Origin of the sequence: Weissella soli, assembly GCF_001761545.1 — a bacterium.
Lineage (GTDB): Bacteria > Bacillota > Bacilli > Lactobacillales > Lactobacillaceae > Weissella > Weissella soli.
In genome coordinates this window covers 1,561,794-1,577,218 of record NZ_CP017326.1, presented here as the reverse complement: position 1 = coordinate 1,577,218, position 15,425 = coordinate 1,561,794, and the positions used below count along the sequence as shown (strand labels likewise).

At 41.6% G+C, this 15,425-nt stretch carries 9 protein-coding genes and 2 rRNA genes; all 11 read left to right on the top strand.

From position 1 onward, the window contains the following. Window positions 1-122 precede the first annotated feature (122 nt). Window positions 123-3,039, top strand: a 23S ribosomal RNA gene (locus WSWS_RS07595). A gap of 93 nt (window positions 3,040-3,132) precedes the next feature. Continuing rightward, window positions 3,133-3,249 (top strand): 5S ribosomal RNA (gene rrf, locus WSWS_RS07590). 173 nt (window positions 3,250-3,422) lie between these two features. After that, window positions 3,423-4,205, top strand: coding sequence for a M15 family metallopeptidase (locus WSWS_RS07585; RefSeq protein WP_070230694.1), 783 nt, complete (start codon window positions 3,423-3,425; stop codon window positions 4,203-4,205). 181 nt (window positions 4,206-4,386) lie between these two features. Next, window positions 4,387-4,821: a glycerol-3-phosphate cytidylyltransferase gene (tagD, locus tag WSWS_RS07580; RefSeq protein WP_070230693.1), complete on the top strand. Its 435-nt coding sequence runs from the start codon at window positions 4,387-4,389 to the stop codon at window positions 4,819-4,821. Window positions 4,822-4,849: 28 nt separating this feature from the next. Further along, the gene (locus WSWS_RS07575; RefSeq protein WP_070230692.1) at window positions 4,850-6,007 is read left to right on the top strand and encodes a CDP-glycerol glycerophosphotransferase family protein; all 1,158 of its coding nucleotides are present in this window, start codon (window positions 4,850-4,852) and stop codon (window positions 6,005-6,007) included. A 58-nt stretch (window positions 6,008-6,065) separates the two neighbouring features. Next, window positions 6,066-10,145 carry a CDP-glycerol glycerophosphotransferase family protein gene (locus tag WSWS_RS07570; RefSeq protein WP_070230691.1) on the top strand — a complete coding sequence of 1,360 codons (4,080 nt, stop codon included), beginning with the start codon at window positions 6,066-6,068 and terminating at the stop codon, window positions 10,143-10,145. Between the two features lie 33 nt (window positions 10,146-10,178). Beyond that, window positions 10,179-11,903, top strand: a complete 1,725-nt coding sequence (locus WSWS_RS07565) for a hypothetical protein (RefSeq protein ID WP_070230690.1) — start codon at window positions 10,179-10,181, stop codon at window positions 11,901-11,903. A gap of 159 nt (window positions 11,904-12,062) precedes the next feature. Then, a complete protein-coding gene (locus WSWS_RS07560; RefSeq protein ID WP_070230689.1) occupies window positions 12,063-12,878 on the top strand; it encodes a hypothetical protein in 816 nt (271 codons plus the stop codon). Between the two features lie 3 nt (window positions 12,879-12,881). Then, window positions 12,882-14,177, top strand: coding sequence for an ATP-binding cassette domain-containing protein (locus tag WSWS_RS07555; protein WP_237342585.1), 1,296 nt, complete (start codon window positions 12,882-12,884; stop codon window positions 14,175-14,177). A gap of 5 nt (window positions 14,178-14,182) precedes the next feature. Next, the gene (locus WSWS_RS07550) at window positions 14,183-15,004 is read left to right on the top strand and encodes an ABC transporter permease (protein WP_070230688.1); all 822 of its coding nucleotides are present in this window, start codon (window positions 14,183-14,185) and stop codon (window positions 15,002-15,004) included. A gap of 13 nt (window positions 15,005-15,017) precedes the next feature. After that, complete coding sequence (locus WSWS_RS07545) at window positions 15,018-15,407, top strand: hypothetical protein (protein WP_070230687.1); 390 nt, start codon at window positions 15,018-15,020, stop codon at window positions 15,405-15,407. The last annotated feature ends 18 nt before the right edge of the window (window positions 15,408-15,425 follow it).

The following is a 15,425-nucleotide window of genomic DNA, read 5'->3' as shown; positions in this document are numbered from 1 at the left end:
CCGAGAAATACACCGCGTTATTTTTTTGAGTTTTAAAACAAGTTCATTACTTTAATTAGTAATAATCGCAAGTGACCTTTATGGTCACATACTCGAACTTGAATCATCAGCGTAAGCTGATAGGTTAAGTTATTAAGGGCGCATGGTGGATGCCTTGGCACTAGGAGCCGATGAAGGACGGGACTAACACCGATATGCCTCGGGGAGCTGTAAGTAAGCTTTGATCCGGGGATTTCCGAATGGGGGAACCCAACTTGTTATGCAAGTTATCAGCAGTTGAATACATAGGCTGTTTGAAGGTAGACGTTGTGAACTGAAACATCTCATTAGCAACAGGAGTAGAAAGAAAAATCGATTCCCTGAGTAGCGGCGAGCGAAACGGGAAAAGCCCAAACCAAGATGCTTGCATCTTGGGGTTGTAGGACTGTCGTTGTGGAGTTACAAAATGGTTTGTTAGTTGAAGTGGTTGGGAAGCCACGCGAGACAGGGTGATAGCCCCGTAAACGAAAGCAAGCCATCTCCCGTACAGGATCCTGAGTACGGCCGGACACGTGAAATCCGGTCGGAATCTGGGAGGACCATCTCCCAAGGCTAAATACTACCTAGTGACCGATAGTGAACCAGTACCGTGAGGGAAAGGTGAAAAGCACCCCGGAAGGGGAGTGAAAAAGTTCCTGAAACCATGTGCCTACAAGAAGTTAGAGCCCGTTAATGGGTGATAGCGTGCCTTTTGTAGAATGAACCGGCGAGTTACGATCCCATGCGAGGTTAAGGTGGAAAGACCGGAGCCGAAGCGAAAGCGAGTCTGAAATAGGCGAGATAGTATGTGGTTGTAGACCCGAAACCAGGTGACCTACCCATGTCCAGGGTGAAGGTGTGGTAAGACGCACTGGAGGCCCGAACCTGTGCATGTTGAAAAATGCTAGGATGAGGTGTGGGTAGCGGTGAAATTCCAATCGAACTTGGAGATAGCTGGTTCTCTCCGAAATAGCTTTAGGGCTAGCCTCGGAATGTAGCGTCTTGGAGGTAGAGCACTGTTTTGGTGCGGGGCCCATCTCGGGTTACCAAATTAAGATAAACTCCGAATGCCAATGACGTATGTCCGGGAGTCAGACAGTGAGTGATAAGATCCATTGTCGAAAGGGGAACAGCCCAGACCGCCAGTTAAGGTCCCTAAATGTGTGTTAAGTGGAAAAGGATGTGGAGTTGCACAGACAACTAGGATGTTGGCTCAGAAGCAGCCATCATTTAAAGAGTGCGTAATAGCTCACTAGTCGAGTGATTCTGCGCCGAAAATGTACCGGGGCTAAACACACTACCGAAACTGCGGGTGCCACGTAAGTGGCGCGATAGGAGAGCGTTGTAAGGGCGATGAAGTCAGACCGTGAGGACTGGTGGAGCGCTTACAAGTGAGAATGCCGGTATGAGTAGCGAAAGACAGGTGAGAATCCTGTCCACCGTATGACTAAGGTTTCCTGGGGAAGGCTCGTCCTCCCAGGGTTAGTCGGGACCTAAGGCGAGGCCGAGAGGCGTAGTCGATGGATAACAGGTTGAGATTCCTGTACCAGGTGAATATGTTTGAACGATGGAGGGACGCAGAAGGCTAACAGAACCCAGCGGCTGGAAATGCTGGGCTAAATCACAAGTCTTGGAAGTAGTTAAATGCTTATTCCTCATAGGACAAGTGATGATGGGGACCGAAATAAAGTAGGGAAGTCTGTGATGTCACGCTGCCAAGAAAAGCTTCTAGTTAGTATTTACCTGCCCGTACCGCAAACCGACACAGGTAGTCGAGGAGAGCATCCTAAGGTGTGCGAGTGAACTCTCGTTAAGGAACTCGGCAAAATGACCCCGTAACTTCGGGAGAAGGGGTGCTCAGCGCAAGCTGAGCCGCAGTGAATAGGCCCAGGCGACTGTTTATCAAAAACACAGGTTTCTGCAAAATCGTAAGATGACGTATAGGGGCTGACGCCTGCCCGGTGCTGGAAGGTTAAAAGGAGTGCTTAGCTTCGGCGAAGGTACGAATTGAAGCCCCAGTAAACGGCGGCCGTAACTATAACGGTCCTAAGGTAGCGAAATTCCTTGTCGGGTAAGTTCCGACCCGCACGAAAGGCGTAACGATCTGGGCACTGTCTCAACGAGAGACTCGGTGAAATTTAAATACCCGTGAAGATGCGGGTTACCCGCGACAGGACGGAAAGACCCCATGGAGCTTTACTGTAGCTTGATATTGAGTGCTTGTGCAGCTTGTACAGGATAGGTAGGAGCCGTAGAAGTCGGAACGCTAGTTTCGATGGAGGCAATGGTGGGATACTACCCTCGTTGTATGATCACTCTAACTCACACCACTAAGCGTGGTGGAAGACAGTGTCTGGCAGGCAGTTTGACTGGGGCGGTCGCCTCCTAAAAAGTAACGGAGGCGCTCAAAGGTTCGCTCAGAATGGTTGGAAATCATTCGCAGAGTGTAAAGGCACAAGCGAGCTTGACTGTGAGACTTACCAGTCGAGCAGGTACGAAAGTAGGACTTAGTGATCCGGTGGTTCCGCATGGAAGGGCCATCGCTCAACGGACAAAAGCTACCCTGGGGATAACAGGCTCATCTCCCCCAAGAGTCCACATCGACGGGGAGGTTTGGCACCTCGATGTCGGCTCATCGCATCCTGGGGCTGTAGTCGGTCCCAAGGGTTGGGCTGTTCGCCCATTAAAGCGGTACGCGAGCTGGGTTCAGAACGTCGTGAGACAGTTCGGTCCCTATCCGTCGCGGGCGTAGGAAATTTGAGAGGAGCTGCCCTTAGTACGAGAGGACCGGGGTGGACGTACCTCTGGTGTATCAGTTGTTCCGCCAGGAGCATCGCTGAGTAGCTATGTACGGATGAGATAAACGCTGAAAGCATCTAAGTGTGAAACTCGCCTCGAGATGAGATTTCCCATTCAGAAATGAAGTAAGACCCCTTATAGATGATGAGGTAGATAGGCTAGAAGTGGAAGTGCTGCGAAGCATGGAGCGGACTAGTACTAATGGTTCGAGGACTTAACCAAGTAGTAACAGATAACGTGGTTTCAAAGTTCAATGCAATTTACAGAGATATGATTCAGTTTTGAGAGAACTAAACTCTCACTAATTAAATACCGTGTCGTGATGATGGCACTGAGGTCACACCTGTTCCCATACCGAACACAGCAGTTAAGCTCAGTAGCGCCGAAAGTAGTTGGAGGATCGCTTCCTGCGAGGATAGGACGTCGCGATGCACAGTTAGCAGGCAACCAGTGATGGTTGTCTGTTTTTTTGCGTGGGTTGACTTAATTAAATATGTCGTTATTGGTTAAACAACATTATTTGCTTAAGAAATAGGCCAGGTTATGCTGCGAACGTCTGGTCACATCGTATAATAGAAAAAGACTAAGACAGACAGGACGGAAACATGAAAAAAGGTTTGGGAATTTTAGCTGCGCTTTTGATAATTGCAGCGGGCGGATATGTTGCCTTAAATCAGCATTCAGCCACAAAACAAGACATTAAAAAGACAGTCAGCAAAGTAAAACAAAGTGTTTCACGTGAAACATCAGCCCAGAAGAAGTATCCGATTAAGATCAAAACAGGAACTGAGGCTGCTAAACTACTAATAGTAGTGAACAAGAAGCACCCTTTACCCAGCGATTATAATCCTTATAATGGCGCTGTTACGGGTAATAACCCGGATGGTGGTGGTTTGATGACGGCTGCAAATGAAGCAAAAAGTAAATTGATCTTAGCGATGCAACAGGCCGGGTTCCCGATAGCTTCAAATGTATCTAGTTTTCGGTACTATAGTTATCAACAATCCTTATATGACGGCTACGTGACGCAACACGGTCAATCATGGGCTGACAAGTATTCAGCACGGCCAGGTTATTCAGAGCATCAATCAGGCATGGCGTTTGATCTAGTCGGTGAAGATGGTGATCTACCTACAAGTACAACGATGTATAACTGGTTGAAGAATCATGCCTATAAGTATGGGTTGATTATCCGATACCCAAAGGGCAAAGCGTCAATTACGGGTTATGATCAGGAACAGTGGCATCTACGCTATATTGGAGTGAAGTATGCTACAGAAATGCATAAATGGGGTGTCGCAACACTCGAAGAGTTCACAGGTATCTCAGGTGGTGACTACAACAGTGATAAGTCAGCTGACGTTTCAGCTTTAGATGAGTATAAGTAGCATCAGAAAATAAAAGATTTTTGAAGTGTAACATTGATGCCAAAGATTGTTATGCGCATAATCCCTATCAGGTGGCGTCAATCTAGAATTAAACATGAACAGTAACGGATTTGTAAACTGTTTTTGATAAAATATAAGAATGTGTTGAATAAAAAAATTGGGTTAATTGGAGAAATAAATTATGAAGCGAGTAATTACATACGGTACCTTTGATATGTTGCATTACGGACATATTAATCTGTTGCGCCGTGCAAAGGAAATGGGAGACTATCTCATTGTTGCGTTATCAACGGACGAATTCAACTGGGATTCAAAAAATAAGAAAACCTACTTTACTTATGAACAACGCAAGCAATTGCTTGAAGCATTGCGCTATGTTGATTTAGTCATCCCTGAAGAAGGATGGGGTCAAAAGGTTTCTGACATTAAATTGTATAAAGTTGATACCTTCGTCATGGGCGATGATTGGAAGGGGCAATTTGACTATCTTGAAGATGAGACAGATGCTGAAGTCGTATATCTTGGTCGTACACCTGAGATTTCTACTACTCAAATTAAGAAGGATTTGACAGGTGGTAACTTGATTACTGAACACGAATCCGTGATTGAAAAGTAATCTTAATTATGAAACGGTAGTAGGCTAAATGAAATTATTAAAAGGGCTAAACCAAGTATGGAAAAATCGAATTAAAAATTCGACCCATCTTGGTGAATGGTATCATTTTGTCGCGGTACTTTACGTCAAAATTCTACAGTTGCTATTCCCAGTGAATCAAAAGCAAATATTGTTTGTTTCATATAGTGGTCGACAATATTCAGATTCTCCAAAAGAACTTTATCTGCAGCTATCACAAGATCCAAGATTTACTGATTATAAATTAATTTGGGCACTGAACGAACCAGACAAAGTGCCAAGTATCCCGGCAGAGAATAAAATAAGTGCTAATAAAATTTCATATTTTTATCACTTGGTACGTTCAAAGTACTGGGTTGCAAATAGCTCGATAGATCGTTTGTTAGCTTTCAAACATCCTAACAACATATATATTCAGTTCTGGCATGGCATTCCGCTCAAAAAATTGGGACCTCACGAAAAAGGGTTGTCCCGTTTGGTTAAATCTTGGTATAAGAATGTCGAATTTGATTATTTTTTTACGCATAATACGTACGACGAAGGAATTTTCAAAACTGTTTTTCCAAAAACGAAACAATTTGTACAAACAGGAAGTTTACGATTTGATGTTATTGAACGTCGAAAGCATAACTTAGATAAATATAGAGAAACATTGCAGCTCGATCCGCACAAACCAACAATTTTATATGTACCGACTTTCAGGGAGTACACGCCGGCAATGGCAACTGGTTTTTCGGAAGCCTACTTCAAGCATCTGACAAATCACTATAATGTATTATATCGTGGACACTATTTCAAGTTAGGGCAAAACTATAAAAATGTGACTACTGTCAACAAAGAATCCCTGTATAAATTGTTTTGGATCGCTGATATTTTGGTGACCGATTACTCTTCCGCAATTTTCGAATTCTTGCCGTTCAACAAACCAATATATTTCTTTGAGCCAGATATAACAGAGTATCAACAGCGTAGGGGATTATACCTTTCACCAGAGGCTCTAGGATTTCCTGTTGCTCACTCGGAATTTGAATTTGATGAGTTATTAGAAAATAAGCCGAATTTAAAGCGGGTAATTAAAGCAACACGGGATGAATATTTGCCAGTGGAACTGCGAGATAAGACACGCGAATTTATCATAAATAAAATCTTATTGCAAACCATTGATTGAATGGTTTTTTAAAAGTGGCAAGTTGCCAAAAAACATAGGTTAAGTAGGGAATTATAAGATGGGTGTTAAACAAAAATTGATGAATGGGGTGAATGCAATAGCACGTGCCTCACGTAAATATCTGCCACAGTACTATAGCGCCCGGCGGCCGATATTGAGCTATTATTTTTTCAATTTTGATAATTCTAAGATTCAATCACAAACCATTCTCTATGAGACCCGCGATGGGCAGTCAATCACTGACAGTCCATTATACATATTTTTAGAGTTAGTAAAAAACGAAAAATATCACAACTGGCGGCACGTTTGGGTGCTCAAGGATGCAGTCTCTGAACAAGAAGCATTGGTCAATGTACCATTGGAATTCCGTGATCGGATTGAAATTGTTCGTCGTGACACGATTGAGTACATGAAATGGTTACTTGAAGCTGAGTACGTGATTACCAATTCAACTTTTCAATCATTTTATGCTAAGCGTCCCGGTCAAACGTACATTAATACTTGGCATGGCACGCCGTTGAAGTACATGGGTTATGACATTCCTGGAAGTAAGACATCATTAAAAAATGTACAACGTAATTTTTTAATGACAGATTATCTTCTTTCGCCAAATGAACATACGACTCATATTTTCGCAGATCGTTACAAGTTAAATGGTCTTTATGAGGGGAAAATTCTAGAAACAGGCTATCCACGTAATGACGTTTTGCAACATCGAGATGAAACAATCTTAAGGCAATTAGTGGTTGACGGTGTGCAGTTGAATGGCAAGCCAATTGTGCTATACACACCGACTTGGAAAGGGACATCAATCACTAATCCAAGTGGTAGTATGCAACAAATTGTTGCAGAAGTAAACGTCATACAAGCTATGAATCCCGATAAACAAGTCTTGGTTAAGGTGCACCCATATGCATATAGTATGGCGAAACAGGAACAGAATTTAGTTGATATTTTAATTCCCGATCAATATGATGCTAATCGCGTTTTATCGGTAACGGATTATCTCATTACAGATTATTCAAGCATTTTCTTTGACTTTTTGGTTACTGGACGACCAATTTTCTTTTATGCCTGGGATAAAGAACAGTATGACCTGTATCGAGGTATGTACTTAGAGGATTCTGAGTTACCAGCGCCAGTGATGGAAGATATTCATGATATCGGAAAAGCGATTGCTGAGTATTCACATAATCAGCCTGAGTATGATGCACTGGCACAACGAATGGTTGCATATGATGATGGCCATGTCACCGAACGCATTGTGGCGCGTATTTTTGAGGGTAACACCACTGCAATTACGCTTGGCCATGAATTAGCGTTACCACACGACAAACCAAAGGTTTTGATTTTTACTGGTGGTATGGTGAATAACGGTATTACGCAAAGTATGATTAACTTATCGCGTAATTTTGATTATGAAAAATATGATTTGAGCATCATGACCTGGGACAGCACCGCAGCAGAAAAGGTAGCTAATGTAAATCAGTTAGATGAACGAGCACGATTAGTTTATCGCTTTGGCCGAGCAGCTCTTACGACTAAAGAGTTTTTTGGTGATACGCTCATCACGCGGTTTGGTCTACAGTTTTGGAACAAGTGGTTGTTACCAGTGAAGGGCTATCGGCGAGAGTTATATCGTTTGACCGGCCATGTTCACTATCGGGCAGTGATTGATTTTTCAGGATATTCGTATAATGGAGCAAAGCTCTTGGCTTTCTCTGATGCAGAAAAAAAATCAGTCTATCAACATAATGATCTGTGGACTGATGCGCATAAAGTGGTTAAAGGTAAACAAGCTAATAAGCATGCGTTGTTGGCTTTATTTAGTATTTATCGTTATTTTGACAGAGTAGTTTCAGTTTCAGAGGCTTTGAGTCAGATTAATGAGGTGAAGTTAGCAAAGTATTTGAATCCTGGGTCACAAACGTTTGTGCGAAACTCAATGAATATCAGTGAAGGCTCTGCGAACAGTGAACAATCAAATACGGCCATTAAACAACTTAATTCTGACGTATACCTCAATGGAGATATGCTTGTTGGCTATGCTCGTTTAGATGAAATTGGACAGGTCGATAAAATAGCCAAGTTTGCGGTAGTCACCGATAATATTCAAGCAGTAGCTGAGATTACTGTTCAAGAACAAACGTATTATAAGTTGATAGTTGATGGGTTGCCAAGTATTTGGGCTATAAATGATAATGTTTTCCTTGTCGAACATGTTCATTTGATTAGTGACCAGACAACAAGTTTGGTTGGTTGGGTTAAGCCTAATAAACGGCGTATTTTGGCAGCTCCATATGGCATGGATTCTGAAGAAGTGGCGGTGAGCCGAGGACGGTTGCTGAATAATTCATTTGTAAAAATTATACAAATTGTGCAAAATACTGACGGAACTTACTATCGATTAGATTTACCTAATGTCAAGTCAGCTTGGTTGAATGCCAAATCAGTAAAATTATTAAAGGGACGTAAGTTATCGCTTTTTCAACGATTCTACAACGCAGTTACCACTAAAAAAATTGAAACAACTTATGAGCCTGTGCATGCCGTGATGTGGACTGATCCATCGATTGATACGTATAAAGAACCATTAGGATTAGGACGTCGATCTCAAAAGGCACATCGGTCAATGTTGCCATTAACGTATGTTTATAATCGGTCAATCACCGGTGCTGGAGAATTCTACGAAATCCTCAGCGCAGAGACTAAACATGTATGGGCAAATAGTCGTGAATTTACGCCGGTGTTATTGAGAACGGCTTTTCGTAACGTAGAATTTGATATCACAGAGTATATCAATCGTTCTACTTGGCGTAATATTATTTGGCTAAACGGTGTAGTGGCTGGAACGGATTTGCAAGGAAATTCCGTCGCTATCAATCAGTATTCACAAGAAAATGATGACTGGCAAGCTCACAAAATTGATGAACGACTACCATTTATCGGTCAGCAAAGTTTCTTACTTGAATCAAAAAGAACGGGTCGTCAGGTAATCGTTGCTTCATCAGATATTTTGATGATCAACACAAGATATTTTGGCCAGTCATTTAGAGATGATAAACAACAAATTAAGTTGGCACGGGTGCGGGACTTTACTAATAGTATCTGGTTGGATGTAATTTATCATTTAGACGAGGAACAGGTTGAGTGGGTTACCGATGAATCTCAACAAATCCTTGAACAGCAAAAAAAGCTAGAAGACACAATGGCAAAATTAGGCTCAGAAGTTCTCTATCCACGTACTATCGAAGTAGCATCAACAACTAAACAAGATGTAGAAAATTATCTCGCCGAGTTACAAGCTGAATTTGCAATTGACATGACTGAAGTCAAAACTCAAGTGCCGGCAACTGTCCATGTTAACGATAATGCACAGGTGATTAAAAAACGAGAACATCAAGGAAGATATTACATTGACGATGAGATTAGTGTTAATCTATTCGATCAGATTGATGGTACGTTGGTAGATCGGCAAGTTTTGGAAAACGTTTTTGTGCAAACTTCTTACGTGCTAACAAAAGGTATCGTTTGGTATGAAATTGTCTTTAATGGCAGAACATACTTTATCAAAGCAACGGATGTCGAAGTATTTCAAGTAGTGGATAATGAAACCCATGTTGAATTGGAACCAAATCATATTAATTTTGTGGCAATGGGGCGACTTTCGCCAGAAAAGAATCATACTAACTTAATTTTGGCGTTTAAGGCAGTAGTGGAGCGTTATGGAAATGCGCATCTCTACATTTTAGGTGATGGCGCTATGCGTAAAGCACTTACAGAGTTAATTCGCATGCTCGATTTAAAAGCGAATGTTCATTTAGTGGGCTATGTTACTAATACGAAAGAGTATTTGGCAGCAACTGATTTCTTTGTACATCCGTCATATTATGAAGGACAACCCATGGTCCTACTTGAAGCACTGGAACAATCAGCCATCGTAATTGCCTCGAATATTAAGGCTAACATTGGTGTTGTTGGTAATCAAAAATTTGCGTACATCTCCAATGGAGTCGACGCGAACGCCTTAGCCGATGCACTCAATTTTTCGATTGAACATGTCATGTACTTTGAGGAATTTGACACAAATAGATATAATACCAGCGCTGTGAATGATTTTGTTATAAAATTATTGTAACAGCGTAGGTTTTTATCTATCAAGGAGCATGTTATGAATATGAAATGGGTATTAGCAAGCGTAGGTGTGCTGATCGCACTCGCTATCGGTAGCACGGCTGATGCAGCAACATCAGGTCCGACTATTACAGGCGGGAACGCTGTCACATCAAGTGATCAATATTATTATGGTAAGACGGAGCCGTATGCTTCAGTCTCATATAACGCATTGGACGTTAATGGCAAGCGTATGGTTATTGGTGCAACTAAGGCAGATAAGAGTGGTAATTTTAGGGTTAAGTTGAATCACCATTTGCGAACAGGCTTGTATACTTGGGTATACGTCACTGATAATACTGGTAGTAATAAGGGCGATTATTCCGTTTATGATCGTGTCATTGATGGTGTGAAGTATTTCGATCCATCCGATCCAGCTAACAAACAAGCTGCGGCTAAGCAAACAAGCAAAGAGTTCCAAGGTAAGCGACGTAACACTACTTCTGTGACATCATCACAATTGCCAGCTGCCGTCAGTGCACCTACAGCTAATTCGGTGGTGACAACGCAGTTAAAAGCTCGTAGTCAAGAAACATATCCGTTTGGTAATCTATTCACTTTTAAGCCAACATCATCAATAGTGCAAGCGACGTTGAAGGGTCAAACTCAAACTACTTCTTGGCTGTGGAACGTAGTCTCTTCGAATGGCGTTACGAATCGCAGAAGTAATGTCGGTTTCGCATCTAAGTTTCGTATGCCCCAAGCGGGCATTTCATTAACCTGGCAAGGACAAACGTATAATTTAGATTCACAACAAGGTATGCAGCTTGCTAATGATGGTACCGTGTACGTAGAGTTTGATAACGATAGTAACACCTCTAATGGTGGTGCTTTTGTGTTACGGATTTCAGCCGCGTACGCTAAGTACTTGTCGGAAAAGTCGGGTAATACTAAGGTAGATGGTAAAATCACACCGATTTGGTTAGACAAGTCAGCAGTGGCAACGGCTTTGGATAGTGGGAATATGGCCTTAAGCAAGCTTATTCCTGCTCAACATGGCTCAACATTTGCTGTGTGGGGGAATACACCATATATTTTGAGCGGGACGTCATCAGCACAAACGATGTTTAAGTTGCAATTTAAGTATGCAACCGCTAAAACTACCAGTTCACCATATCAAGCAACGACATCGGCCTGGGATGGAAATCCACGTGTCGTTTTGACGGCTTCTTCATTGGGAACAGGGCAATTCTTCAAAAATGATGGTCGCACAGTCGCATCAGGCATTACAACAATGCCAAAAAACTTTACGTTGGTTTCTGCCAATACTGGTTACTTTGTCATTCCTTACTCACAGTCAAATGGCAACCAGAAGGCTTGGTGGGGCTATACGTTATATCAAGTTAAGGTCGTTAGTGGTCGTTTAGTCATTACCCAAGTACCATTGGTGATGCAAGGAATGTTGGGGGATGCTGGTAAGGGAAGTGATCCTGTTCAATCAATTACTTATAATCCGTGGGATGGTAAGTTGTATATTACTTCAAATGATGCATGGGTAAGTTACAATCTATCTGCCTATGTTACAGCAGGTAACAACCTCTTAGGTAAGTATAATAAGGTAGCTTATGGAGATGCGGCGGGTAATCCCATCACACAACCAGCTAATATCAACATTCAGAGTGTTAAGTTGAACTCAAAGATGGAGACAGAGCAATTAGCCTTTTTTGGGAATACGACCTACATCCTCGGGAATACAAATAATCAAATTTTGATTTCTAAGTAAGATAGATTTTGAAAAATAAGGAATTAACATTCATGAATGTTAATTCCTTATTTTTGGTTTAAAAGGGTCACTTTAGAGAAGGATTTTCGTTAATTTGTAACATAAAAAAGTTATAATGTTGAGTATATTGGGCAATTTTATGATTATGGAGTAACCAAGATGGCTTATATCATCATTTTAATCCTATCTATAGCCGTTTTACTATTAGGAATTATTATAGAAATTACGGCTTATAGAAAGCATATCGAACGGTCAAAAAAGACTGGAAAAACTGTTATTGAATTAGGAATTTTATTTATTGTGCTCGCGGCGGCAATGTTATATCACGAGCAGCAAACCCACGCGACTGTTGCGCGACAACAGGCGGAACAACGGCAAGCTCAAATTCGTGAGGCAGAATTGATTCATCTCGATAAAAAAGATGGTGTCTTGTCTGGTGGGAAATATGTGGTAAATGTTACCGTTTCAAAGAATACTACGGTGAAGGTTTCTGAAGCTAAAAAATTGGTACAGGATATAACATATCCAGCGACAGATAGTGAGCAAACACTACAACTTACTTTTGTCGTGGCAGGTAAGTATACGATTGTGGCAACACGTGGCGAAATGGTTGTCAAGAAAACAATTGTGATCAGTAAAGACAAAAATAAAAAATTGACAAACGCAACTACCACGGTTAATGATACTGAACTATCTTCTGAAGTTATAGTGGATTCAACTAGTGATTCCGCATACGTTTATTCCGATTCAACGGTAGCTGAGACGACGGACTCTAGCTACTATGCTACGGATTCCACATACTATTCCACAACTCCTACCTACACTGGAGATACTACGGTAACGGATGGTACTACAAGCTCAACGGCTGACACTACTGTAACTAGTGACACCACAACAGGAGCTGTGTCAGGTGATGTGGGATCTACTGATACTGGGAGTGCTGATCAAGCTACATCAACAGGAAGTGGTGAATAAGTCGTGGCTACTGAAATAGATAACAATAAAATTACTGTTTCAGCCAAATATGTTACTAAACAGTATGATTTGGCTGAGAAGCAGTCAGACAAAGTAAAATCAATTTTTAAATTCTGGAGTAAGGGCATTCCGCATTTTTGGTCGGTTAAGGGTGTTTCCTTCGAGGCACATGCTGGTGAAACTATTGGAATTATTGGGACAAATGGTTCTGGTAAATCAACGTTACTTGAAATGGTAGCAGGATTGATCCCACCAACGACAGGTGAAATGAAAACGTATGGTACAACGTCAATGATTGCCATTGGTTCGGGACTCCGGCCACGTTTGACAGGACGAGCTAACATTCGTTTAAAATCCTTAATGCAAGGGATGACCGAAAAAGAAATTGATGAGAAAATGGACGACATTATTGAATTTTCTGAATTAGGGGACTTTATTGACCAACCTGTGAAGTCATATTCTTCCGGGATGCGGTCCAAGTTAGGCTTTGCCATTTCAGTATATTCTGATGCAGACATTATCATCATTGATGAGGCCTTATCAGTGGGTGACCCAACCTTTACAGAAAAATCAATGGAGCGTACGCAGCGGTTTAAGGAAGAAGGGAAGACAATCTTCTTCGTTTCACATTCCGCTGGTCAGGTCAAGAAAATGGCTGAGCGTGTGATATGGATGCACTACGGTCAAATTCGAATGGATGGACCAGCCGATGAAGTCCTGCCTATGTACAATGCTTTCTTAAAACGCTTTAATCAGTTGTCAGACAGTGAGCGTTTAGCTTATCAAAAGCGCTACAAAGACGCGCAAAAGGCTTTTAGCTTAAAAAAGCTAATTACTCGTGAACGTAATCGCAACTTTTTACTGGACATTAATGCTGACGATCATGAGTTGAAAGAGAACATTTATTTTAAAGAACCCGATGAGCGGATGTCATGGTTCACACGCATCATCTTGATAGTTATTGGGGCCTTTGTATTGTTGCAAATGGATATGTCCATCTTGGACTTAACATCTAAACAGGTGATGGCAAACCCAACCAGCTTAATTACAAACTATGCACCATCAAAACTGCAAGAATTAGATATCAAGATGGGCCGTATCAATGTCGCTAATAAACCAGATAAACCGGCGATTACGGCTAAAAAGACGGTTAATCAATATAAGGTAGGTAGTAACGAGACATTGGCGCAAATATCAAAGAAGGTCAATATTTCAATTGACGCAATTATGGGGGCAAATCATATGCAGACCGACGAAGTTAGTCCTGGTCAAATTTTGATTTTGCCAGTTGAGAGGTAATCGTCATGCGAGATGTGATACAAATAATTAAAGAATTGATCGGAAGTTGGCGCGTCGTCTATCGAATTGCTAAATATGACAATAGTCAGATATATGCTAACAATTATCTTGGTGATTTTTGGCATTTTGCAGACCCACTCTTACAAATTGGAATTATGGTGCTAATGTTTGCGGTGCGTGGTGGCGATCAATCTAATGAGCATGCTTCTGGACTGATTGGTTACGTGACATGGATTACGGTTGGTATGGTGACATTTTTCTTCATGCAAACAGCTATGTTAAAGTCGGCAAAGAGCATTCAAAGTCAGGTGGCCATGCTTTCGCGCATGAATTTTTCGTTGTCAGCTATTCCAATGATCTCAATTGTTGGTGAATTTCGCCGTTACTTTACGATGTTATCGTTAGTATTAGCCGGGATGTTGTTTATGGATGTACGTCCAAGCATGTACTGGCTGCAATTTGGGTATTATTTCGTAGCGATGGTGGTTTTCTTATACGCCCTATCATTGGTTACTTCAACGGTTACCGTTTTGATTCCTGACTTTTATAATGCTTATAATGCCGCATTACGGGTTGGAATGTGGGTCTCGGGTGTTATTATTTCCGTTGACTCGCCAATGTTCCCCTATATTCTGTCAGCTGTTATGAAATTGAATCCACTTTATTATGTCATTCAAGGATTCCGTGAAACTATGCTCGAAAATCCGGTTTGGTTTTGGCAAGATAGCACGCACGCATCAGTATTCTGGGGCATTACGCTCATGATGTTAATTGGTGGCGCACATATTCACATTCGCTTCCGTAATCGTTTTATGGATTTGGTATAAAGGATAGATAAATATGAAAAAATCAATTGGAATATTACAAATCGTGGCCATCCTTTTCATTGGCATCGTAATCGGGGCATTTTCTGAACGCAGTCACGTTTTTGGTTATTCAGACAACACTACAATTATTCCAAACGGCACCTATCAGACTACTGGTGTCGGCGCATGGTCACAATTAACTATTACGAAGACACGGTTTCTGACTAAAACAGCCAGCGCGGTAATCGTGGATAACCGCTTCACAAGTCGCAAAAGTGGATTATTAGTGTTAGCTTTAAAGACTTCGGGTAATACATCTAGATCATATGAAGTTCATAAGATTTCTGAAGGATGGCGGGTCACACCGTTTGTTAAGGGGGTTAAAGACCCAGACTCATCTTTCATCATTTATTTGAACAAATAAGGTAGGATGGACTTCAAC